Origin of the sequence: Nocardioides ferulae (assembly GCF_003660455.1) — a bacterium.
Classification (GTDB): Bacteria; Actinomycetota; Actinomycetes; order Propionibacteriales; family Nocardioidaceae; genus Nocardioides; species Nocardioides ferulae.
Window position 1 is genome coordinate 38585 of the sequence record NZ_QZVR01000006.1, and the last position, 22065, is coordinate 60649.

Consider the following 22065-nt stretch of genomic DNA (forward strand, 5'->3'; position numbering starts at 1 on the left):
GCCGGAGCGGGGACCGGCGGGACGGCCGACGGGACATGGGGACCTCCAGGGCGTGGGTGTGCCCGGGTCAACGCCACTGCCCCGCGGATGTCACGCCCGTCCGGGCGTGCGCGGGACCGGTCGAGGAGTGCTCCAGAGGGCCGGCCGGGTCCCGCCAGCTTGGGACCAATGACCCGTGGGGGGCCGCTCGAGCAGCCACTAGGGTGGTCGGAGACGTCCGTGAAGTGTCCTGCCCGGAATCCGAGGAGCAAATCCGCATGCCCATCGTCACCCCTGAGAAGTACGCCGAGATGCTGGACGCCGCGAAGGGCGGCGCCTACGCGTTCCCCGCGATCAACGTGTCGTCGTCGCAGACCCTGAACGCGGCCCTCAAGGGCTTCGCCGACGCGGGCTCCGACGGCATCATCCAGGTCTCGACCGGCGGCGCGGAGTACCTCTCCGGCCCGACGGTCAAGGACATGGTCGCCGGCTCGGTGGCGTTCGCCGCCTACGCCCGCGAGGTCGCGAAGAACTACCCGGTCAACATCGCGCTGCACACCGACCACTGCCCGAAGAACAAGCTCGACGGGTTCGTCCGGCCGCTGCTGGCGATCTCCGAGGAGCGGGTCGCACGCGGCGAGGAGCCGCTGTTCCAGTCGCACATGTGGGACGGCTCCGCCGTGCCGCTGGACGAGAACCTCAGCATCGCCACCGAGCTGCTCGAGCGCTGCGTGAAGGCCAAGATCATCCTCGAGATCGAGGTCGGCGTGGTCGGCGGCGAGGAGGACGGCGTCGCCAACGAGATCAACGACAAGCTCTACTCCACCCCGGCCGACGCGCTGGCGACCGTGAAGGCCCTCGGCGCCGGCGAGCGCGGCTACTACATGACGGCGCTGACCTTCGGCAACGTGCACGGCGTCTACAAGCCGGGCAACGTCAAGCTGCGCCCCGAGGTGCTCAAGGACGCCCAGGACGCGGTCGTCGCCGAGCTCGGCCTCGAGGCCGGCGCCAAGCCCTTCCACCTGGTCTTCCACGGTGGCTCCGGCTCGCTGCCCGAGGAGATCGCCGCGGCGGTCGACTACGGCGTGGTGAAGATGAACGTCGACACCGACACCCAGTACGCCTTCACCCGCCCGGTGGCCGCGCACATGTTCCAGAACTACGACGGCGTGCTGAAGATCGACGGCGAGGTCGGCAACAAGAAGCAGTACGACCCGCGCGCCTGGGGCAAGGCGGGCGAGGCCGGCATGGCCGCCCGCGTGGTCGAGGCCTGCGAGAACCTGCGCTCGGCCGGCAAGACGCTGGGCTGATCCGCCGCTCGCGGCTCGCCGCTTCCGCACCGACCCGCTCCCCGCTGGGGGCGGGTCGGTCGCATTTCCGGACCCGCGACCGAAACCCTGGACGTACGTCCGAAGTTCGTCCTAGGCTCCGTCTCCACCGTCCGAGCAGAGGAGCCCCGATGTCGCCCGACCCCCGCCCCTGGCGCGACCGCCTGGCCCGCACCACCGCCCGCACCGTCGTCCGGACCCTGGGTGGCCTGCCCCGTCCGGTGCAGCGCCTGATCGCCGGCCGCCCCCTGCGCATCGACGGCCAGGAGTTGCACGTCGAGGCACAGGTCGGGATGCGGCTGCTCTCGCTGGCGGTCACCGAGACCTTCGAGACGCTCCCGCTCGAGCGGGGCCGCGAGCAGATCGAGGACGAGGCCTGGATCTTCGGCTACGACTGGCCGGTCGGGTCGGTCGAGGAGCTCCTCATCCCGGGGCCGGCGGGGCCGATCCCGGCACGGGTCTACCGCCCCGCCGGGGCCACCGGCACCACCCCGGGGCTGGTCTACCTGCACGGCGGCGGCTGGGTGCTCGGCGGCCTCGGCAGCGGCGACTCGGTCTCCCGCTTCCTGACCGCGCACGCCGGGGTCACGGTGGTTTCGGTCGACTACCGCCTCGCCCCCGAGCACCCGTTCCCGGCCGGCCTGGACGACGTGCGGGCGGCCTTCGCGCACGTGGTCGCGCACGCCGCCGAGCTCGGGCTCGACCCCACCCGGATCGCCATCGGTGGCGAGAGCGCGGGGGGAAATCTGGCCGCGGTCGCCGCCGTCGAGGCGGCCCGGGCCCGGCGCGACCACCCGGACGCACCACTGCCCGCGGCCCAGTTGCTGTTCATGCCGGTGACCGACCTGTCCACCAAGCACCCGTCGTACCGGCTGTTCTCCGACGGCCTCTTCCTCACCGAGGCCCAGATGGACTGGTACCGCGACCACTACCTCGCCGACCCCGCCCAGGTGAGCGACCCCCGAGTCTCCCCGCTGCTGGCCACCGACCTGCCCGAGCTCGCCGCCCACGTGGCGCCGGCGCTGGTCGCGGTGGCCGGCTTCGACGTGCTGCGCGACGAGGGTGAGGCGTACGCCGCGTTGCTCGCGGCCGCCGGCGTGCCGGTCACGCTGCGCCGTCACGCCGGCATCACCCACGGCCTGGTGAACGCCACCGGCGTCGGCCGGGCCGCCCGAGACACGCTGCTGGAGACCGCCGGGGCGCTGCGGGTGCTGCTCGCCCCGGGTCGTGGCTCCGGTCAGCCGGACGCGGACAGGTAGGACTCCAGCAGCCGGGTCAGCGCCGAGGCCAGCGCGTCGGCGTCCTCGTCATCGCGGGGCCAGGCGATCCGGTGCAGCGCGAACCCGTCGATGACCGCCACGAACTGCCGGGCGGCGCCCGGCGCGTCGGCCACCCCCACGGCGGCCAACGCGGCCGCGGTGGCCTCCTCGAAGCCGAGCATGATCGCCCGCACCGCCGGTCGCAGGTCGGGCCGGCGGCTGGTCGCCAGGTAGGCCTCGAACTGGACCAGCACCAGCTGCGGTGAGGCGGCCGCGAGCAGCCGGACCAGGCGCTCGGCCAGCTCGCGGCGGTCGAGAGCGCCGCCGGCCGCGTCGGCGACCACCGCGTCGACGGAGGCCCGGACCCGGTCGGCGATCTCGGTGACCGCGGCGCCGATCAGCTCGTCGAGCGAGCCGAAGAAGTAGCTGGTGGTCGACAGCGGCACCCCGGCGCGGGCCGCGACCGACCGGTGCGTCACCCCCTCGAGACCTCGCTCGGCGATCACCTCGATGGCGGCCTCCACCAGCTTCGCGCGGCGAGCCTGGCCGCGGGCGTAATGGGTCTGGGGGCGGGCCGGCACGCCCCCAAACTAGTGCCGCGGGGCGCAGGGCACGGCCGGGGGCCATGGCTCTTCGGTGGTCCGTCGGCACGGGCGCACCGTCCGGCCGAGCAGGTCCCGCCGGGTCGGCGTGTCTGCAGGCGGGGGAGCCCCGAGCCGGCGCTTCTGCAGGCGAGGGAGCCCCGAGTCGGCGCTTCTGCAGGCGGAGTGACCAGCAGAGCGCCGACTCGGACGCCTCGGGCCCGGCAGTGGCGCCGACTCGGCCGGGGTGGGGATCAGCGCACGCGCTTCGCGGAGCTCTGCGCCACCGCGGCGCGGTAGCCGGCCCGCTCGACGGTGACGCGCACCGACACCCGGTGACCGCGGTCGGCCTTGACCAGCCGATAGGACTTGCCGGTGGCGCCCTTCACGGCCTTGCCGTCGCGCAGCCACCGGTAGGCCACACCGGTCGGCGCCGGTGTCCAGGCCCCGGCGTCCGCGGTGAGCGTCTTGCCGACCTTCGCGGTGCCCGTCACCGACGGGGTGCGGTCCAGGGTGAACAGTGCCGGGCCCGGGTCGAGGGTCGCGCCCGACCAGTCCGGCTCCGAGCCCCCGGGGACGATGTCCGCCAGCGACGCGCCGTTCTCGCAGAGGTGGAAGTCGGTGACCACCTGGATGCCTTCGGGAGTGGAGAAGGCCACCGAACGGCTGTCCGGACCCCAGCTGGGGCTGTCGAACGAGGGGTCCTCCGGCTCGCCGTCCTCGTTGACGAAGCAGGAGGCCAGGTCCGGCTTGGCCGGTGCGCCGGCCGCCGGGCTGCCGTTCAGGGCGGCCAGACCGACGACGCGGCCACCGGCGAGCATGAACGTGACGAGCTCGCCGTCGGGGGACACCTCGGGGGCGCTCAGCTCGTACCAGGCGAACGGGTCGTCCTCGGGGGGCATGACGTCGTCGCCGTCGAACCAGTTCGTCTTCTGCTCCTCGCCGATGGTGTAGAGGTCGACGTCACCGTTGCCGTTGAGCGCAGCCCGGCCGCGGGTGATCCAGGACGGCTGGTAGCCGATCTCGATGCTGTGGATCGCCCCGTCGAGGTCGGCGAACGCGGTCAGCGACTCGGTGCGGATCCTGCCCTCGAAGTCGCGGATGGCCCGCAGCTGGCTGTAGGCCAGCCGGGAGCCGTCGGGGGAGATCACCGGCTCGATGATCGGCGTGGTCCACATGGTGCCGGCGTCGGGCAGGAAGAGGTCCTGCGGCTTGGTGGAGCCGACCACCTGCCCGCTCTGCCTCATCAGCACGATCGCGCCGTCACGCGCCACCGCGATGAGGCCGGTGTCGGACATCGTGGGCGCCTCGTACGGCGAGGACGCGGTGCCGTCGCGGGTGACCCGGGTCAGGCCGGTGCCGTCGGGCCGGACCAGCCAGACGTCGTGGTCCTTGATCAGGACGATGGTGCCGCCGGGGCTCGTGGCCCGGGTGGCGGGGCCGGCGACGCCGTCACCGGTGATCCGCGGGCCGTCGGTGGCTGCGCCGGCGGTGCCGATGCCGGTGAGGGTGGTGAGCAGGGAGGCCGCGGCGATCGCGGCGACGCCTCGTGAGCGCATGGGTGGTTCTCCTGGGTCTCGACTGTGGTGTGCTCGGAGTCTGCGGATCGCGGGCTCGCCCGGCCCGGTTTTCGCGGCCGGCTCCCCCGGGGTGCCAGAAGCGAGCGGCGGCCGCGCACAATGGCGCCATGAGCTCACTGACCCCTGGCCAGGACCTGATGGCGGGCCCGCCACCGACCCACCTGCCGGACGACCCGGCCGGCGCGGACCTCGACGCCGGCACCGCGCCCGCAGCCGCGGTGCGCACCCACCCGGCGTCCCCGTTCGCGTGGGCGGCGCTGGCCGAGCAGGCCCGTGACGCGGGCGCCGACGACGTCACCGTCTACGCCTACTCCAGGGTCGGCTACCACCGCAGCCTGGACCTGCTGCGGCGCAACGGCTGGAAGGGCCACGGCCCGGTGCCGTGGGAGCACCCCGGCAACCGCGGGTTCCTGCGCTGCCTGGCGCTGCTGGCCCTGAGCGCCCGCGCGATCGGCGAGGACGCCGAGTGGGAGCGCTGCCGCGACTTCCTGCGCGACAGCTCGCCCACGGCGTACGACGTGCTGCTCGGCGAGGCCTGAGTCCCTCCCCGGAGGTGCCTGGCCGGTGCGGCGCCTAGCTGTAACGCGGTGTCCCCGTAGCTGGTGCGGTGCCCCAACACCGCAATAGCTACCGGGACACCGCGTTACAGGCGCAGGGCGCGGCGCAGGTCGGCGGCCACCGGGGCCGACGCCGCGGCCAGCAGCACCAGGGCCAGCGGGATCACCACCGGGAAGCCGATCTGCAGGTAGCCGAAGGCGCCGACCACCCCGCCGGTGAAGAACAGGCCCACCAGCATCGCCAGCATCCCGAGCTTGCGCAGGTCGGCCTCGACCGGTGGGAGGCCGGGCGTGCGCGGCCGGTAGGCCAGCTTGCCGAGCTCGATGCCGATGTCGGTCACCATGCCGGTGACGTGGGTGGTGCGGATCTGCGCGTCGGAGATCTTGGTGATCACCGCGTTCTGCAGCCCCATCGTGAAGCAGAGCACCGCGACGAACACGAGGTTGCGGTGCTCCCAGCGCAGCTGCTCGGCGAGCAGCCCGAAGAGCAGCACCAGCCATGCCTCGACCACCAGCACGTTCGCGTAGCGGCTGCGCAGCCCCCGGCGGCGGCCCCAGTTGAACACGATCGCGCAGGCCATCGCGCCACAGACGAACGAGACCACCGCGAGCACGCCGATGCCGATCGCGGCCGCGCCGCCGAGCACCAGGTGGTCGGCGATGGTCGCGGTCACGCCGGTCATGTGCGAGGTGTAGACGGCCACCGCGACGAAGCCGACGGAGTTCAGCACCCCGGCGATGAGCGCGAGCAGGCCGGCCAGCTGGAGGTTGTGACGCCGGCTCCGGTCCGGCCCGGCGACGGTGAGCAGGTACTCGCGCAGCGACGCACGTCGCGTGAGCGTCTCCAGCATCCGTCCTCCCGGGCCAGGCTACGCCCGGGAGGATGCCCCCGGGTCAGCCGCCCAGCAGGTGGGTGACCTTCTCGCGGCCCAGCGCCAGCAGCAGCGTCGGCAGCCGGGGACCCCGGTCGGCGCTGACCAGCAGTTGGTAGAGCAGCCGGAAGAACTGCTTCTGGTCGGCCTTGACCTCGTCGGTGGGTGCGTCGTCGAGGGCCAGCCCGCGGGCGAGCTTCGGCACCCCGTAGACCAGCGCGGTCACCGCGTCGAGGTCGGGCTCGGCGGGCAGGTTCTCCAGCAGCAGCACCAGCCACTGGCGCTCCCGGTCCTCCAGGGTCGCGAACCGGGCCGCATCGGGGTCGGTGCGCACGATCGTGCGCTCCTCCTCCGGCACGAACTCGGTGGTCCACGTCATCGCCTTGTCCAGGCGCGGTTCGAGGTCGGCGACGCTGTCGTGCGGGTAGCCGACGTCGCCGACGATCCGGCTGATCTGGTCGGCGCTGCCCGCGGTGACGTCGGCGACCGACGAGAGCACCCGGAACGGGACGCCGACCGGCGCGGTCGGCAGCCGGCCCGCGGTGGTGGTGGCCGAGGCGCGCTCGAAGGCCAGCACCTGGGCGTCGCGCTTGGCGGGGTCGGCGGCCTTGCGCGCCAGCGCGTCCCACTCGTCGTACAGCCGCACGACCTCGGGGCCGAAGTCGATCGTGAACGCCTGCTTGGGCTGGCGGCGCACGTAGAGCCAGCGCAGGATCGGGGCCTCCAGCACGCGCAGGGCGTCGGCGGCGGTCGGGACCCCTCCGGCGGACGACGACATCTTCTGCACGCCGGCGAAGCCGACGAAGGCGTACGCCGCGAACGACGGCGCGCGCCAGTCGTAGAACCGCTTCACCAGCTCCTTGCCGACGGTGTAGGAGGAGCCGGGGGTGGCGTGGTCGAGCCCGCCGGGCTCGAAGTCGACCTGCTCCACCGACCAGCGCATCGGCCAGTCGACCTTCCAGACGAGCTTGCCCTCGTGCTGGGTGGCCACGTTGGTCACGCCCGAGAAGTCGCACGCCTGGCAGGTGTAGGCGAGGTCGGTGGTGTCGTCGGCGTAGGAGGTGAGCTCGACGGTGTCGCGGCCGCACCGGCGGCAGTAGGGCTTGTAGGGGAAGCGGGCCAGCCCGCCGCTGCCCCGCTGGGCGTCCTCGGCGTCGGCGACGGAGTCGGCGAGGGCCGCGGCCTCCTGCTCGGACTCGGCGGCCGGCTCGGCCTTCTTGGTGCGGTAGCGGCCCAGCACCTGGTCGATCTCGTCGCGGTGGCGGATCGCGTGCAGCACCTGCTCGGTGTAGGCGCCGGCACGGTAGCGCTCGGTCTGGGAGACCTCCTCCATCTCGACGCCCATCTCGGCCAGCGCGGCGCGCAGCGGTGCCTTGAAGTGCTCGGCCCACGAGTCGTGGCACTCCCACGGGTCCGGCACCGCCGACAGCGGCCGGCCGATGTGCTCGCTCCACGAGGGGTCGACGCCGGCGGGCACCTTGCGGAAGCGGTCGTAGTCGTCCCAGCTGTGCAGGTGGCGCACCGGCAGCCCGCGGCCACGGATCTCCTCGGCCACGAAGTGCGGGGTCAGGAACTCGCGCAGGTTGCCCAGGTGCACCGGGCCCGACGGGCTGGCGCCCGAAGCGCAGGTGATGCGCCGCTGCTCGCCCTCGGGCAGGCCGAGCCGGTCGGCGTTCTGCTGGGCGTGCCGGATGGCCTCGTCGGCGGTCCGGGTGACCCAGTCGGTGGGGTCGCCCTGCGGGTTGCCTCGAGCCATGGTGACGGCGCTCCTTGACGGTGGTTGCGGGAGGTGGGCCTGCCGGTGGAAGGCCGCGACAACGCTACCTGTTGCCACGACCGTCCTACTGTGGGCCCATGGCCCGGCCGCCCGCCTCCACCCTGATGACCGCGCTGGGCTTCACCCGGGCCCAGGAGCGGCTCTACGAGCAGGTGCTGGCGCAGTCCGGGCGCCGGGTCGGCGACGTGGCCGAGGCGCTGATGGTCGACGAGGCCGAGCTGCTGCGCGACCTGGCGCCGCTGGCCGAGCGCGACGTGGTGCGGCGCAAGGGCGACCGGCTGTTGGTGTCCGGCCCGGCCGAGGTGCTGCGCAACCAGCTGACCGCGCTCGCCGAGGGCACGCTGCGGGCCCGGGAGCGGCTCGAGGACGTCGCCGCGGCGGTGCCGTTCCTGGCCGCGTCCTCCGCGCGCGCCGACGAGGCCGCGCTCGACCAGGTGCGGCCGATCGACGGCGAGGTCAGCAGCGGCGGCGAGGTGCTGCCGCTGATGCGCGAGATGGTGACCCAGAGCCGCGGCGATCTGCTCTGGCTGCGACCCGACCAGTGGCGGCACCCCCGCGACGAGACGATGGTGGAGCTGGTCGAGCTGCTCACCGCGGCCGGCCGGCGCTCCCGGGCGATCTATCCGGTGGCCGCACTGCAGGAGGCCCGGCACCTCCTGACGGCCCGGGCCCGCGCCGGCGAGGAGATCCGGATCCTGCCGAGCCTGCCCACCCGGCTGCTCATCGTCGGCACCACCCATGCGATCCTCCCGGAGCCACTGGGCTGCAACGACGAGCCGCGCTCGGTGGTGCGGCAGCGGGGACTGGTGCAGGCGCTGACGCTGTGGTTCGAGTCGCTGTGGAACAGCGCCGCGCCGGTGCCCTCGCTGGACCGCTCCGAGGCACTCGCCGACCAGCGGCGCTTCCTCCTCGACCAGCTCGCGGCCGGGGCCCAGGACGAGCAGATCGCCCGCCGGCTCGGCGTCAGCCTGCGCACCGTGCGGCGCCGGGTCGCCGACGCGATGGAGGAGCTCGGCGTCGAGACTCGCTTCCAGGCCGGCGCCGAGGCGGTCCGGCGCGGCTGGCTGTGAGCCCCGGAGCTCGGCTTCCGAGGCAAAGGTGCGTCAGCCGCCGGCGGCGGGTGCCGGCAACACCATCGAGTACGCCGCGGGCTCGACGTGCCAGGTGCGGTGCCGCTCCGGCCCGGAGATCTCGCCGTCGGCGCTGCACCAGAACTGCTCGCCGCTGATCGACACCTCGCGGCCGCGGACGCTGACGACGTCGTCGCGCTCCTCGTGGGAGCTGCGGCCCAGCCGGGCGGCGTACTGGAGACGGGCGAGCGGACCGGTGGCGTGCGAGATCATCACGTCGACGACACCGTCGCGGGGGTCGGCGTCGGGGGTCAGCGCGGCGCCACCGCCGACGGTCGAACCGTTGCCGACCGCGACCATCAGCACCCGGGAGTCGACGTCGTTGACGACCTCGTCGTCGACGGCGACCCGCAGCCGCAGGGCGGGAGGGGAGAACGCGGTTATCGCCGCGCCGACCGGATAGCCGAGCTTGCCCAGGTTGACCTTGCCGATCCCGATGGCGTGCAGCCGCTCCTTCCAGCGGGCGCCGTAGCGGCTGGCGTCGGCGCCGGCGCCGACGTGCACGCTGTTCACGACGATGCCGCCGAGCTCGTCGACGACGAGATCCACCCGGCGAGGGGTGCCCTCGAGGACCACCCGGGCGGCCTCCTCGACGTCGAGCGGGATGCCGGTGCCGCGGGCGAAGTCGTTGCCGGTGCCGAGGGGGAGCAGCCCGAGGACCGAGTCGGCGAGCTCGCGGCGGCGGTAGAGCGCGGCGATCACGGCGTGCAGGCTGCCGTCGCCGCCGGCGACGACGATCCGGCGGGAGCCGGCGCGGTGCAGGACCCCGTCGAGCTCGCCGGGATCGCCGGTGGCCGCGACCTCGACCGAGGCCCGCTCGCGCAGCACCTTCAGGGCGCGCTCGAACGCCTCGTCGTCGGCGGGGCCGGCGTCGGCGTTGGTGATCACCAGGAGCGGATCCATCGCTGGGACCCTATCCCTCGGTGCCCAGCCGGCCTCCATCCCGGCAGTCTCGCCGGCTGGGGCGCCTGATGGGGCTTTGGTAGCGTGTGGCCGCAAGAGCCCCGTGCGCTGTTGCGCCGGGGCTTTCGCGTTGCCTGGGCCTCGTGGCCACCGTTCCACCGAAGGAGACACATGCCCGCGATCGCCATCATCGGAGCCCAGTGGGGCGACGAGGGGAAGGGCAAGGCCACCGATCTGCTCGGCGGCAGCGTCGACTACGTCGTGAAGTTCAACGGCGGCAACAACGCCGGGCACACCGTGGTCATCGGCGACCAGAAGTACGCCCTGCACCTGCTGCCGAGCGGCATCCTCACCCCAGGGGTGACGCCGGTCATCGGCAACGGCGTCGTCGTCGACCTGGCGGTGCTGTTCGAGGAGCTCGAGGGTCTGGTGGCGCGGGGCGTCGACGTGAGCCGGCTGAAGATCAGCGCGAACGCCCACGTCATCCCCGACTACAACCGCAGCCTCGACAAGGTCACCGAGCGCTTCCTCGGCAAGCGCCGCATCGGCACCACCGGGCGCGGCATCGGCCCGACGTACGCCGACAAGATGAACCGGGTCGGCATCCGGGTGCAGGACCTCTTCGACGAGAAGATCCTCACCCAGAAGGTCGAGGGCGCGCTCGAGGTGAAGAACCACCTGTTCACCAAGGTCTACAACCGGCGCGCGGTGACCGTGGAGGACACCGTCGAGGAGCTGCTCGCCTTCGCCGACCGGGTCGCGCCGATGGTCGCCGACACCGGGCTGCTGCTGAACCAGGCGCTCGACCGCGGCGAGACCGTGCTGCTGGAGGCCGGCCAGGCCACGCTGCTCGACGTCGACCACGGCACCTACCCGTTCGTGACGTCGTCGTCGGCGACCGCCGGCGGCGCCTGCACCGGCTCCGGCATCCCCCCGACCCGGCTCGACCGGATCGTGGCGATCGTGAAGGCCTACACGACCCGGGTGGGCGAGGGACCGTTCCCGACCGAGCTCTTCGACGCCGACGGCGACCACCTGCGCGAGGTCGGCGCCGAGTTCGGCACCACGACGGGGCGGCCGCGTCGCTGCGGCTGGTACGACGCGGTGATCGCCCGCTACGCCGCGCGTGTCAACGGCGTGACCGACTTCGTGCTCACCAAGCTCGACGTGCTCACCGGCCTCGAGCGCATCCCGGTCTGCGTCGCCTACGACGTGGGCGGGGTGCGCCACGACGAGATGCCGGTCAACCAGACCGACTTCCACCACGCGGTCCCCGTCTACGAGTACCTCCCCGGCTGGACCGAGGACATCTCCGGCGCGCGCTCCTTCGAGGAGCTCCCCGCCAACGCCCGGGCCTACGTCGAGGCCGTCGAGGCGATGTCGGGGGCCCGGATCTCCGTGGTCGGCGTCGGTCCCTCGCGGGCAGCCACCGTGGTGCGGCACCCGCTGGTCTGAGGCGTGGCCGGGCTGGTCGGATTCACCGCCTGGGCGGTGAATCCCGACGGTTGGCCCGCGAACCTTCGTGAGCGAACCGTGCGTTTTGTGGGCTCGCTGTGACGCGTGAGGCGCCCGGAGCGCGCAGCGACCGCATCGCGTGCTGGCGCGCCGAACCTCGGGCGATGCCGGACGGCTAGGCTGACCGCCCGTGAAGACGCTGGTGATCGGCTCCGGCGGCCGCGAGCACGCGCTCGCGATCGCTCTCGCGAACGACCCCGCCGTGAGCGAGGTGCACGCGGCGCCCGGCAACCCGGGCATCGGCGCGGTCGCCACCCTGCACCGGGTCGACCCGCTCGACGGCGAGGCCGTCGCGGAGCTGGCCGTCCGGCTCGGTGCCGACCTGGTCGTCGTGGGCCCGGAGGCGCCCCTCGTCGCCGGTGTCGCCGACGCCGTGACCGCTCGGGGCATCGCCTGCTTCGGCCCCTCGCTGGAGGCCGCCCGGCTCGAGGGCTCCAAGTCCTTCGCCAAGGACGTGATGGCCGCCGCCGGGGTGCCCACCGCCGGCGCCCGGGTGTGCACGACCCCCGACGAGGTGGCGGCCGCGCTCGACGCGTTCGGCGCGCCGTACGTCGTCAAGGCCGACGGGCTCGCCGCCGGCAAGGGGGTGGTGGTCACCGCCGACCGTGACGAGGCACTCGAGCACGCCGCCGGCTGCGGGCAGGTGGTGGTCGAGGAGTTCCTCGACGGCCCCGAGGTCTCGCTGTTCGCGGTCTGCGACGGCGCCACCGCCCATCCGCTCCAGCCGGCCCAGGACTTCAAGCGCATCTTCGACGGCGGCCGCGGTCCCAACACCGGCGGCATGGGCTCCTACTCGCCGCTGCCGTGGGCTCCGGCCGACCTGGCCGCCACGGTGGTCGACACGGTCGTCCAGCCCACGCTCGACGAGATGGTCCGGCGCGGTGCACCCTTCCGCGGCTGCCTCTACGTCGGCCTCGCGCTCACCGTGACGGGGCCCCGGGTGATCGAGTTCAACTGTCGTTTCGGCGACCCGGACATCCAGCCGGTGCTGGCGCTGCTCGACTCCGGGCTCGGCGAGCTGCTGCTGGCCGCGGCCCAGGGGCGGCTGCACGAGGCTCCGGCGCCGCGGTTCCGTCCCGGTGCGGCGGTGAGCGTGGTCCTCGCCTCGGCCGGCTACCCCGAGACCTCGTCGAGCGGCGACGTCATCGACGGGCTCGAGCGGCTCGACGGCCGTCGTGACGTCGACGTCATCCACGCCGGCACGGCCCGCGCCGACGACGGGCTGGTGACCGCGGGCGGCCGGGTGCTGTCGGTCCGCGCGGTCGGCGCCGACGTGGCCGAGGCCCGGCAGCGCGCCTACGACGCACTGGCCGAGATCTCCTTCCCCGGTGCCCAGTGGCGCACCGACATCGCCGCCGAGCCGCTCGGCGTCGTCGAGGGGGCCGGGGTCACCGAGTGACGTGAAACGCATGCCGGGCGGCCTCCCGGACCTGCCGTTCACGTCACTCGTGCCCACCTGAGGGCGCCTCGGGCCGGTCGCGTCCTCGCCGATGGGAGGATGACCCCGTGACCGTGCCGAACGTCCTCGCCACCCGCTACGCCGCCGCCGACCTGGCCCAGATCTGGTCTCCGGAGCACAAGGTCGTCCTGGAACGGCAGCTGTGGCTCGCGGTGCTGAAGGCGCAGCGCGACCTCGGCATCGAGGTGCCAGGAGGTGTCGTCGAGGCCTACGAGGCGGTCGTCGCCCGCGGCGAGGACGCCGTCGACCTGGCCTCGATCGCAGCCCGTGAGCGGGTCACCCGGCACGACGTGAAGGCCCGCATCGAGGAGTTCTGCGCGCTCGCCGGCCACGAGCACATCCACAAGGGGATGACCTCGCGCGACCTCACCGAGAACGTCGAGCAGCTGCAGGTGCGCCAGAGCCTCGAGCTGGTCCGCGACCGCGCCGTCGCGACCCTCGCGCGGCTGGCCAGGCTCGCCGCCGAGCACGAGGCCACCGTGATGGCCGGCCGCTCCCACAACGTCGCCGCCCAGGCGACCACGCTCGGCAAGCGCTTCGCCACGGTCGCCGACGAGATGCTGGTCGCGCTGCAGAGGGTCGAGGAGCTGCTCGCCCGCTATCCGCTGCGCGGCATCAAGGGCCCGATGGGCACCGCCCAGGACATGCTCGACCTGCTCGACGGCGACGAGGCGAAGCTCGCCGACCTCGAGGGCCGGGTCGCGGCACGCCTGGGCTTCGATCGGGTGCTGACCTCGGTCGGCCAGGTCTATCCCCGCTCGCTCGACTTCGACGTCGTCGCCGCGCTGGTGCAGCTGGTCTCCGGCCCCTCCAACCTGGCCACCACGGTGCGGCTGATGGCCGGCAACGAGCTGGTCACCGAGGGCTTCAAGGAGGGCCAGGTCGGCTCCTCGGCGATGCCGCACAAGATGAACAGCCGCTCCTGCGAGCGGGTCAACGGGCTCGCGGTGGTGCTCCGCGGCCACCTGTCGATGGTCAGCGAGCTGGCCGGCGACCAGTGGAACGAGGGCGACGTCTCCGACTCGGTGGTGCGCCGCGTCGCGCTGCCCGACGCGTTCTTCGCCACCGACGGGCTGTTCCAGACCTTCCTCACCGTGCTCGACGAGTTCGGCGCGTTCCCCGCGGTGATCCAGCGCGAGCTCGACCGCTACCTGCCGTTCCTGGCCACCACCAAGGTGCTGATGAGCGCGGTGCGCAACGGCGTGGGCCGCGAGGCCGCCCACGAGGCGATCAAGGAGGCCGCCGTCGGCACCGCGCTCGACATGCGCCGCGGCCAGGCCGAGAACGACGTGTTCGCCCGCCTCGCCGCCGACGAGCGGCTCGGGCTGACCGCCGACCAGCTGGCCGCGCTGGTGGCCGAGCCGATCGAGTTCACCGGCGCCGCGGTCGCCCAGGTGCAGGAGGTCTGCCGCCGGGTGGAGCAGGTCGCCGCCCGCCTCCCCGACGCCGCGGCGTACACGCCGGGCGACATCCTCTGAGGATTTCTCGCACCCGGCCTGCAACGCTGGGGCCGATGCCGGACATGAGCAGAGCGTGAGCGACATCTCGGGGGGACGCGACGAGGCGTTCCGGGCGTTGTACGCCGCGCACTTCGACGCGGTGCTCGGCTTCGCGCTGCGCCGGGTCGACCGCCCGGAGGACGCCGCCGACGTCGCGTCCGACACCTTCCTGGTGGCCTGGCGCCGGCTCGCGCACGTGCCCGACGGCGACGAGACCCGGCCGTGGCTCTACGGCGTCGCCCGGCGGGTGCTGGCCAACCACCGGCGCGGCGAGGGCCGACGGCACGCGCTCGGCTCCCGGTTGCGCCGCGAGCTGGCCGTCGCAGTGCCCGACGCCAGCGGCGAGGTGGTGCAGCGCGCGGACGTCACCGCGGCCATGCGGCGGCTGAGCGCCCGCGACCAGGAGGTGCTCGAGCTGCACCTGTGGGAGGGGCTGGAGCCCCGCGAGATCGCCGACGTCATCGGCGCCACCACGGTCGTGGTGCGGCCTCGGCTGTCTCGGGCCCGGGCACGGCTGCGCGACCTGCTCGGCGAGGACCCCGAACCTCCCCGCAACGATCCCGGTCGAACCGGACATCTCCCCAGTGACCACCCCGAGCTCACCCGGAAGGAGCGGTGACCATGACCTCGTCCCACGAGCAGCCTGAGCAGCCGGAGCGGCTGAAGCTGTCCGACCGGGCGGTCGCGTCGCTGCCCCTCTCGTCCGGGCGGGCCGAGCTCCTGGAGGAGATCATGAGCACCCCCGTTCTCGACCACCGCGACCCGACCCCCGCTCCCTCGGCCAGGCCGCGAGCGCAGCGCTGGCTGGTGCCGGCCGCGGCCGCTGCGGTCGTCGTCGGGCTCGTCGGCGTGCCGGTCTGGTTGGCCACCGACGACCCGTCCCGAGAAGGTGCCGGGGACGCCGGCCGCCCCAGCGGCGTGGCCGGCGACCCCAGCTCCGGGCCCGAGCAGGTCTCCGGCTATCGGGCGGTGCTCGACGCGCCGGGGTGGACGGTCACCTACGTCCAGGAGGAGCCGCCGTACGGCGGGGAGATGAGCTACTCCAACGGGGAGCAGTCGCTCGACATCCACTGGCGCCCCGGCAAGACGTACGACACCTACGTGGAGGACCGCAGCGACAACGGCCCGGGCGAGGAGATCGAGGTGCTCGGCAAGCCGGGCATGGTGTGGGCCTACTCCGCCAACGACCACACCATGATCCGCGAGCCCGACCTCGGCCACCTGCTCGAGGTGCGTGGGTCGGGCATGGACAGGGCGGCGTACCTCGACCTGCTCGGCCAGCTGCGGCTGGTCGACGACGCCGGGTTCCAGGCCGCGCTGCCCGAGGAGTTCGTCACCGACGCCGAGCGCGGGGCCGAGATCCAGGCGATCCTCGACGGGATCGCGGAGACCACCTATCCGCTGTTCCCGCCGGGCGCCGACACCGTCGTCACCTCCAGCGAGCCGGACCGCTACCACCTCGGCGCCGACGTGAGCGGCGCGGTGGCGTGCGCGTGGCTGGCGGAGTTCACCGCGGCCCACGCGGCCGGCAACGAGCGCAGGATGGACAACGCCAGCGACGCGCTGATCCCGTCCCGCGAGTGGCCGATCCTGCTCGAGATGGACGAGCAGGGTGACTGGTCCGAGGTGATCTGGGAGTACGCCGACGAGGTCGCTGCCGGTCGGGTGCCCGAGGGCTTCGAGAGCGGGCTCGGCTGTCGCTCCTGATCAACCGCGCGGCGTCTCGGTGGCCCGGTCAGCACGAACCGCGGTGACCAGGGCCAGCGCTAAGACGGCCAGCGAGGTGAGGAGCGCGGCGCGCAGTGCGGTTTCGGGGGCGTCGGCGCCGCCGGCCAGGCCGTACGCCGTCATCAGCAGCGCCGCGCCGAGCGCCGAGCCGATGCGCTGCACCGTCTGCAACGCCCCACCGGCCGCGCCGCCCATCTCGGGAGGCACCTCTGCCAGCGTGAGGGTGAAGTTGGGGGAGATGACGCCGCCGCCGCCGAGCCCGGCCAGCAGCAGCGTCGGCACCATCACCCAGACCAGCGCGGTGACGTCGTCGCGTCCCGGGACGAGCAGGGCGACCAACGCCACGCCGGTCATCATGGAGCCCAGAGCGAGCACCGTGATGCGGCGCCCGATCCGAGACACCAGCCGGCCTGCGGGCGGGGCGGTCACCGCCGCGCCGACCGCGAACGGCGTGGTCAGCGCGCCCGCCTGCAGCGCGCTGAGGCCGAGGCTCTCCTGCAGGTGCACCGAGAGCACCAGGAAGATGCCGGTGAACCCGGTGAAGTAGAGAGCGCCGACGACGAGCCCGCCGGCGTAGCCGGGTGTCCGGCGCAGCAGGGAGACGTCGAGCAGCGGTGGCCGCCCGCGCACTCGCAGCCGGCGCTCCCAGCGCACGAAGGCCCAGCCGAGCGGGAGCGCGAGCGGCACGAGTAGCAGCGGCAGCCGGGCTCCGCCCTCCGCGCTCACCAGTGGGAACAGCACGCACAGCACGACCAGCCCGAGGAGGGCGGCGCCCGGCAGGTCGATCCACGGCCGCCCCTCCTGCTCGGGCGGCCGGCCCGGGACGAGGCGGGCGATCGCGACGGCGGCGACCGCACCGATCGGGATGTTGATCAGGAACAGCCACCGCCAGCCCTGCTCCTCACCGGCGACCGCGATGATCACGCCGCCGAGGATCGGGCCGAGCGCCGAAGCGGTCGCGACCGTGAACCCGAACATCCCGAACGCGCGGCCCCGCTCCGCCCCTCGGAACAGCTGCTGGATCAGCCCGGAGTTCTGCGGGGTCAGCAGCCCGGCCGAGGCACCCTGGGCGAGCCGCGCGGCGACGAGCGTCTCGACGTTCGGGGCCAGCCCGACCGCCGCGCTGGAGAGCACGAACCCGGTCAGCCCGATCAGCATCATCCGGCGCCGCCCGTAGGCGTCGCCGAGCCGGCCGCCCGCGACCAGCGTCAGCCCGAAGGCCAGGGCGTAGCCCGAGACGACCCACTGGATGCCGGACGTCGACGCCTCGAGGCCGGCGCGCATCGAGGGGATCGCGACGTTGACGATCGTGACGTCGAGCAGCGACATGAAGCCGACGACCAGGGTCACGCCGAGCACCCGCCAGCGCCGCGGGTCCGGCTGCCAGTCGGTGGCGGCCGGCTCCGCGTCGTCCACGTCACGGCGTCGCAGGGCCTCGTCGGTCACCGGGCAAGCATCCGCGATCGCGCCAAGCGACCGACCTCACCGGGCGAGGTCAGGATCGGTGAGCACCACGAGCCGCTGGGTCGCGCGGGTCATCGCGACGTAGCGGTCGACGGCGCCTTCGACGCCCTCGCCGAACGAGCTCGGGTCGACCAGCACGACGAGGTCGAACTCCAGACCCTTGGCCTGCTCCGGGGTCAGCCGCCGCACGCGGGGCGCGAGGAGGTCGCCGAGGTCGACCTCCCCGGTGGCGATCACGCAGGCGACGCCCTCGCCGTGCTCGGCGAGCCAGGACTCCAGGACCGGCCGGAGGTCGGTGAGCGCGCCATGTGCGACCGGCACCCCCGTGCTGCGCACCGAGGTCGGCACGTTCGCGTCGGGCAGCACCGCGCGGATCACCGGCTCGGCCTCGGCCATCACCTCGGCCGGGGTGCGGTAGTTGATCCGCAGCGTCGCGACGTCGGCCCGGTCGATCCCGATCCGGCCGAGCCGTTCGCGCCACGACTCGTCGAACCCGTGCCTGGCCTGCGCCCGGTCCCCGACCACGGTGAGGCTGCGCGACGGGCAGCGGCGCAGCAGCATCTGCCACTCGGCGTCGGTGAGCTCCTGCGCCTCGTCGACCACGACGTGGGCGAACGGGCCCGCGAGCAGGTCACGGTCCCCGTCGGACAGGGCGTCCTCGTCGACGATCACGCTCTGCGCGTCGGAGACGCGCAGCATCGACATCACCTGCATCTCGGAGTCGTCGGTGGCGACCAGATGGTCCACGACGCGGGAGATCTCCTCCCGCTCGGCGGCCACCGCGGCCTCCTGCCGGCGCCGGCGACGGGACGCCTCGGGGTCACCGAGGCGGTGGCGGGCCGCGTCGAGCAGCGGCAGGTCGGACGTCGTCCAGGCCTGCGGGTCGCCGCGCTGCAGCCGGCGCACCTGGTCCGCGTCGAGCCAGGGGGCGCACCGGCGCAGGTAGGCCGGCACCGTCCACAGATCGCCCACCAGGTCGGTCGCCTCGATCATCGGCCACGCTCGACGCAGCGCCACCACGAGCTCGCGGCACTGCGGCAGCACCCGGCGTACCTGGTCCGCAGGGACCTCCTCGCCGAGCTTGGCCGCCACGATCGCGACCAGCTCCTCCCAGATCTGGTCGCGGGCCTCGTTGTGCGGCGTGCCCGGCTCGACCGCGTCGAACGCCTCGGCCCAGTCGTCGACCCCCAGCCACACGTCGGCCCACGGCGTCTCGACCTCCAGGCCCTCGGCCGGCGGCTCCTCGTAGAGCCGGACTGCGGGCTCGATCGCCTCCACCATCGCGATCGTTCCCTTCAGCGCCGCCACCTCGGGGTCGGGCTCGGGCAGCGCCGCCGCGCCCTCGGGCACCAGGTCGCGGACCGTGCAGGTCTGCACGCCCTCCTCGCCGAGACTGGGCAGCACGTCGGACACGTAGGCCAGGTAGGGCCGGCTCGGGCCGACGAACAGCACCCCGCCCCGGCGGTGCCCGAGCCTGGGGTCGGCGTAGAGCAGGTACGCCGTGCGGTGCAGCGCGACGACCGTCTTGCCGGTGCCTGGCCCGCCGTCGACCACAAGGGCGCCCCGCGAGCCGGCGCGGACGATCGCGTCCTGGTCGGCCGCGATCGTGCCGAGCACGTCCCGCATCCGGTTCGAGCGGCTCGCGCCGAGGCTGGCGACGAACGCGGACTGGTCGTCCAGGGCGGCCGCGTGCTCGCCGAGGGCGTCCGCGTCGAAGACCTCGTCCCAATAGTCGGAGACCCGACCCCGGGTCCAGCGGTAGCGGCGGCGGCTGACCAGCCCCATGGGGTCGGCGTGGGTCGCCCCGAAGAACGGCTCGGCGGCGGGGGAGCGCCAGTCGATCAGCAGCCGCCGGCCGTTCCGGTCGGTGAGGCCGAGCCGGCCGACGTAGACCGTCTCCTGGTCCTCGGCCCGCACCATGTGGCCCAGGCAGAGGTCGAGGCCGAAGCGGCGCAGGGCCCGCAACCGGGCGGTCAGCCGGTGCACGTCGAAGTCGCGGTCCATCGTCGCCTGGCCGCGCCCGCCGGCCTGCCTGCGAGTCGCGTCGAGTCGCTCGGTGAGGTCGGCGATGGACTCCTCGAGGGTGGCCGCGATCGCGGTGAAGTGCTGCTCGTCGCGGCTGATCAGGGCCGGCGCGGCCTTGGCGCGGAGCGTGTCGGGAAGAGCGAAGGCGCTGGTCAGTGAGGCGTTCGGCTGGGTCACGGCGGGCGATTCTTCGCCCCGACCGGGGTCTTGCCGCAAGCCCCCCGGTGCGCTATACGTTGAATATGGAGAGGGGTCGCCCCTCTCCTTTCGTGTCTCTGCTTCCGGGTCGCTGCGCTCCGGTCTTCGTGTCGCTGGCCGTCCCAGGGGCGCGAGCGAGTCAGACCTGAGCGCGCCCGTCGTGGGTGGCCAGCTTGCGCGCCACCGTCGCGAGGTCCTCGCGCCAGACGTCCTCGGGGCCGGGCGGCAGGATGTCGTCCCACAGCGTGGCGAAGGTGCCGCGCAGGTTCGGCAGCCCGGTGGGGCGGGCGAGGAACCACACGTGCAGGTGCGCGGAGCCGTCGCCCCAGCGGTTCACGTGCACCCGCTCGACGTTCGGAAGCCGTTCCATGATCCGGCTCAGCCAGACCGTGATCCGGCCCAGCTCGCCGGCCAGGTCGTCGTCGAGGTCGGGCAGGTCGAGGTGCTCGATCGGCTCCAGCATCAGCACCATCGGCAGTCCCGACCGCTCCAGGTGCTTGACCCGCCAACGCTCGTTGGTCCAGATCACCCCGGGAACCTCGTCTGCGCACAGGAAGCAGTCCTGACCGCCCTCGCCCTTGCGCGGCGCCTCGTCGGTCGGCGCCGCGAGCACCTTCGGCACCAGCGCCCCGTCGACGACCTCGAACGGGAACGACTCCCAGGTGACGAAGTCGGGGTTGGGCAACCGCCCTCCGGGACCGGCGGCGACGGCACGGGCGTGGATCTGGTCTGCGGGCTCGGCCATGGCCCGCATGCTGCCACGCCGGCGTCCACGTCGCCGCCAGGAGCCCGGCGGGCCGGGCCCGTCTCCTACGCTGGCCTCGTGACCGGCCCCGCGAACCCCGCCGACCTGAACATCCCCGCCGCCCCCGTCATCGACGGGGCCCGCCACCTGCACTCGGGCAAGGTGCGCGACCTCTACGAGCTGGAGACGGGACCGCACGCGGGCCTGCTGCTGATGGTGGCCAGCGACCGGATCTCCGCCTACGACTTCGTGCTCGACACCACGATCCCCGACAAGGGCGAGATCCTCACCCGGATGTCGCTGTGGTGGTTCGACCAGCTCGCCGACCTGGTTCCGCACCACGTGGTGTCCACCGATGTGCCCGCCGCCGTGCGCGGCCGCGCCGTCGTCTGTGAGCGGCTGGACATGTTCCCGGTCGAGTGCGTGGCGCGCGGCTACCTGACCGGCTCCGGCCTGGCCGACTACCGCGCCACCGGCGAGGTGTGCGGGCTGGCGCTGCCGCCCGGTCTCGAGGACGGCAGCCGGCTCCCGGAGCCGGTGTTCACACCCGCCACGAAGGCCGAGCTCGGCGACCACGACGAGAACGTCTCGTACGCCGCGGTGGAGGCCGCCGTGGGCGGAGAGATCGCCGCCGAGCTGCGGGGACTCACCCTCGAGGTCTACCGCCGGGCCGAGGGCGTGGCCCGGGAGCGCGGCATCATCCTGGCCGACACCAAGCTGGAGTTCGGCAGCCGTCCCGACGGCACGATCGTGCTCGCCGACGAGGTGCTCACCCCCGACTCGTCGCGGTTCTGGCCGGCGCAGGGCTGGCAACCGGGCCGCACGCAGCCGTCGTACGACAAGCAGATCGTGCGCGACTGGCTCACCTCCGCCGAGTCCGGCTGGGACCGCACCACCGGCGAGGCCCCGCCGCCGTTGACGGCCGAGGTGGTCGAGCGCACCCGTGCCCGTTACGTCGAGGCCTACGAGCTGCTGACCGGCGAGCGGTTCTGACATGGCCGGCTGGGCCACCGGGACCGTGACGTTCCCGGTGCCGGCCGAGGCGGCGTACGACTATCTCGCCGATCCGCGCAACCGGCCTGCCTGGCAGTCGAGCCTGCGGCGGATCGAGGCGCTCTCCGGCACCGACGTGCGGGTGGGTCAGCGGTGGGTCGACGTCACCGTGCCCGGGCTGCGACCAGCCATGGAGACCACCGAGGCGGTCCGGCCGCGACGCTGGGCCGAACGCGGCACGTGGCGTGGGCTGTCGGCCGAGCTGACGCTCGACTTCGCCCCGTCGGGCTCCGGCAGCACGGTCGGCTTCCGGTTCCGGGTCACCGGCCGGGGTCCCCTGGCGCCGCTGGCCCGACTGCTCACGCTCACGGCGGTGCCCGCGGTCCGCGGCGACCTGCGGCGCGCGGCGCGGCTCGCCGCGGCCGGCCGGAGGTGACTGCCCGGCGGCGTCGACCGCTGAGTAGGTTGTTGCC

At 73.7% G+C, this 22065-nt stretch carries 19 protein-coding genes; 11 read left to right on the forward strand and 8 right to left on the reverse strand.

From position 1 onward, the window contains the following. Positions 1–257: 257 nt before the first annotated feature. Positions 258–1289, forward strand: a complete 1032-nt coding sequence (fbaA, locus tag D6B71_RS09905; protein WP_121254541.1) for a class II fructose-bisphosphate aldolase — start codon at positions 258–260, stop codon at positions 1287–1289. Positions 1290–1438: 149 nt separating this feature from the next. Beyond that, entirely contained in the window at positions 1439–2566 is a 1128-nt protein-coding gene (locus D6B71_RS09910; RefSeq protein ID WP_121254543.1) for an alpha/beta hydrolase, read from the forward strand. Here the strand turns inward: D6B71_RS09910 and D6B71_RS09915 are convergent. Together D6B71_RS09915 and D6B71_RS09920 are read right to left on the reverse strand one after the other, a co-directional pair. Further along, on the reverse strand, positions 2545–3147 hold the full coding sequence (locus D6B71_RS09915; RefSeq protein WP_121254545.1) for a TetR/AcrR family transcriptional regulator: 603 nt from the start codon (positions 3145–3147) through the stop codon (positions 2545–2547). The two genes, D6B71_RS09910 and D6B71_RS09915, sit on opposite strands and share 22 nt — an antisense overlap. A 254-nt stretch (positions 3148–3401) precedes the next feature. Continuing rightward, positions 3402–4706 carry a TolB-like translocation protein gene (locus D6B71_RS09920; protein WP_121254547.1) on the reverse strand — a complete coding sequence of 435 codons (1305 nt, stop codon included), beginning with the start codon at positions 4704–4706 and terminating at the stop codon, positions 3402–3404. Positions 4707–4834: 128 nt separating this feature from the next. Between D6B71_RS09920 and D6B71_RS09925 the strand changes: the two genes are divergently transcribed. Then, positions 4835–5266: a DUF3151 domain-containing protein gene (locus tag D6B71_RS09925; RefSeq protein ID WP_206051667.1), complete on the forward strand. Its 432-nt coding sequence runs from the start codon at positions 4835–4837 to the stop codon at positions 5264–5266. 104 nt (positions 5267–5370) lie between these two features. Here the strand turns inward: D6B71_RS09925 and D6B71_RS09930 are convergent, their stop codons facing one another. Then, on the reverse strand, positions 5371–6135 hold the full coding sequence (locus D6B71_RS09930) for a YoaK family protein (RefSeq protein ID WP_121254549.1): 765 nt from the start codon (positions 6133–6135) through the stop codon (positions 5371–5373). Positions 6136–6178: 43 nt separating this feature from the next. Continuing rightward, entirely contained in the window at positions 6179–7912 is a 1734-nt protein-coding gene (gene lysS / locus D6B71_RS09935) for a lysine--tRNA ligase (RefSeq protein WP_121254551.1), read from the reverse strand. Positions 7913–8010: 98 nt separating this feature from the next. On the opposite strand from lysS, the gene D6B71_RS09940 reads away from it, so the two are divergent. Further along, on the forward strand, positions 8011–9003 hold the full coding sequence (locus D6B71_RS09940; protein WP_121254553.1) for a helix-turn-helix domain-containing protein: 993 nt from the start codon (positions 8011–8013) through the stop codon (positions 9001–9003). Between the two features lie 33 nt (positions 9004–9036). Here D6B71_RS09940 and D6B71_RS09945 read toward each other — a convergent pair whose 3' ends face one another. Beyond that, positions 9037–9966 carry a diacylglycerol/lipid kinase family protein gene (locus D6B71_RS09945; protein WP_164519601.1) on the reverse strand — a complete coding sequence of 310 codons (930 nt, stop codon included), beginning with the start codon at positions 9964–9966 and terminating at the stop codon, positions 9037–9039. A 171-nt stretch (positions 9967–10137) separates the two neighbouring features. Between D6B71_RS09945 and D6B71_RS09950 the strand changes: the two genes are divergently transcribed. The 5 genes from D6B71_RS09950 to D6B71_RS09970 all read left to right on the forward strand — a co-directional run bounded on the left by D6B71_RS09950 (position 10138) and on the right by D6B71_RS09970 (position 16146). Further along, on the forward strand, positions 10138–11421 hold the full coding sequence (locus tag D6B71_RS09950) for an adenylosuccinate synthase (RefSeq protein WP_121254555.1): 1284 nt from the start codon (positions 10138–10140) through the stop codon (positions 11419–11421). Positions 11422–11611: 190 nt separating this feature from the next. Continuing rightward, positions 11612–12880, forward strand: coding sequence for a phosphoribosylamine--glycine ligase (purD, locus tag D6B71_RS09955; protein ID WP_121254557.1), 1269 nt, complete (start codon positions 11612–11614; stop codon positions 12878–12880). 107 nt (positions 12881–12987) lie between these two features. Then, on the forward strand, positions 12988–14418 hold the full coding sequence (gene purB, locus D6B71_RS09960) for an adenylosuccinate lyase (RefSeq protein WP_121254559.1): 1431 nt from the start codon (positions 12988–12990) through the stop codon (positions 14416–14418). 55 nt (positions 14419–14473) lie between these two features. Next, positions 14474–15058 (forward strand): RNA polymerase sigma factor, encoded by a 585-nt coding sequence (locus tag D6B71_RS09965; RefSeq protein WP_206051668.1) that lies wholly within the window; start codon positions 14474–14476, stop codon positions 15056–15058. 2 nt (positions 15059–15060) lie between these two features. Continuing rightward, positions 15061–16146 (forward strand): hypothetical protein, encoded by a 1086-nt coding sequence (locus D6B71_RS09970; protein WP_121254561.1) that lies wholly within the window; start codon positions 15061–15063, stop codon positions 16144–16146. Here the strand turns inward: D6B71_RS09970 and D6B71_RS09975 are convergent, their stop codons facing one another. From D6B71_RS09975 to D6B71_RS09985, 3 genes are all read right to left on the reverse strand, one after another. After that, complete coding sequence (locus tag D6B71_RS09975; RefSeq protein WP_240641289.1) at positions 16147–17613, reverse strand: MFS transporter; 1467 nt, start codon at positions 17611–17613, stop codon at positions 16147–16149. A gap of 36 nt (positions 17614–17649) precedes the next feature. Further along, complete coding sequence (gene helR, locus D6B71_RS09980; protein WP_206051669.1) at positions 17650–19833, reverse strand: RNA polymerase recycling motor ATPase HelR; 2184 nt, start codon at positions 19831–19833, stop codon at positions 17650–17652. Between the two features lie 160 nt (positions 19834–19993). Continuing rightward, entirely contained in the window at positions 19994–20599 is a 606-nt protein-coding gene (locus tag D6B71_RS09985; RefSeq protein ID WP_126688230.1) for a hypothetical protein, read from the reverse strand. A 78-nt stretch (positions 20600–20677) separates the two neighbouring features. Here D6B71_RS09985 and D6B71_RS09990 point away from each other — a divergent pair, with 78 nt between their 5' ends. Then, positions 20678–21592, forward strand: a complete 915-nt coding sequence (locus D6B71_RS09990) for a phosphoribosylaminoimidazolesuccinocarboxamide synthase (protein WP_240641290.1) — start codon at positions 20678–20680, stop codon at positions 21590–21592. 1 nt (position 21593) lies between these two features. Then, positions 21594–22028 carry an SRPBCC family protein gene (locus tag D6B71_RS09995; RefSeq protein ID WP_121254565.1) on the forward strand — a complete coding sequence of 145 codons (435 nt, stop codon included), beginning with the start codon at positions 21594–21596 and terminating at the stop codon, positions 22026–22028. Positions 22029–22065 lie beyond the last annotated feature (37 nt).

Bases quoted from the DNA above. Each gene is read 5' to 3' on its own strand.
- fbaA (WP_121254541.1), top strand. From the start codon at position 258: ATGCCCATCGTCACCCCTGAGAAGTACGCCGAGATGCTGGACGCCGCG.
- D6B71_RS09910 (WP_121254543.1), top strand. From the start codon at position 1,439: ATGTCGCCCGACCCCCGCCCCTGGCGCGACCGCCTGGCCCGCACCACC.
- D6B71_RS09920 (WP_121254547.1), bottom strand. From the start codon at position 4,706: ATGCGCTCACGAGGCGTCGCCGCGATCGCCGCGGCCTCCCTGCTCACC.
- D6B71_RS09925 (WP_206051667.1), top strand. From the start codon at position 4,835: ATGAGCTCACTGACCCCTGGCCAGGACCTGATGGCGGGCCCGCCACCG.
- D6B71_RS09930 (WP_121254549.1), bottom strand. From the start codon at position 6,135: ATGCTGGAGACGCTCACGCGACGTGCGTCGCTGCGCGAGTACCTGCTC.
- lysS (WP_121254551.1), bottom strand. From the start codon at position 7,912: ATGGCTCGAGGCAACCCGCAGGGCGACCCCACCGACTGGGTCACCCGG.
- D6B71_RS09940 (WP_121254553.1), top strand. From the start codon at position 8,011: ATGGCCCGGCCGCCCGCCTCCACCCTGATGACCGCGCTGGGCTTCACC.
- D6B71_RS09945 (WP_164519601.1), bottom strand. From the start codon at position 9,966: ATGGATCCGCTCCTGGTGATCACCAACGCCGACGCCGGCCCCGCCGAC.
- D6B71_RS09950 (WP_121254555.1), top strand. From the start codon at position 10,138: ATGCCCGCGATCGCCATCATCGGAGCCCAGTGGGGCGACGAGGGGAAG.
- D6B71_RS09970 (WP_121254561.1), top strand. From the start codon at position 15,061: ATGACCTCGTCCCACGAGCAGCCTGAGCAGCCGGAGCGGCTGAAGCTG.
- D6B71_RS09985 (WP_126688230.1), bottom strand. From the start codon at position 20,599: ATGGCCGAGCCCGCAGACCAGATCCACGCCCGTGCCGTCGCCGCCGGT.
- D6B71_RS09995 (WP_121254565.1), top strand. From the start codon at position 21,594: ATGGCCGGCTGGGCCACCGGGACCGTGACGTTCCCGGTGCCGGCCGAG.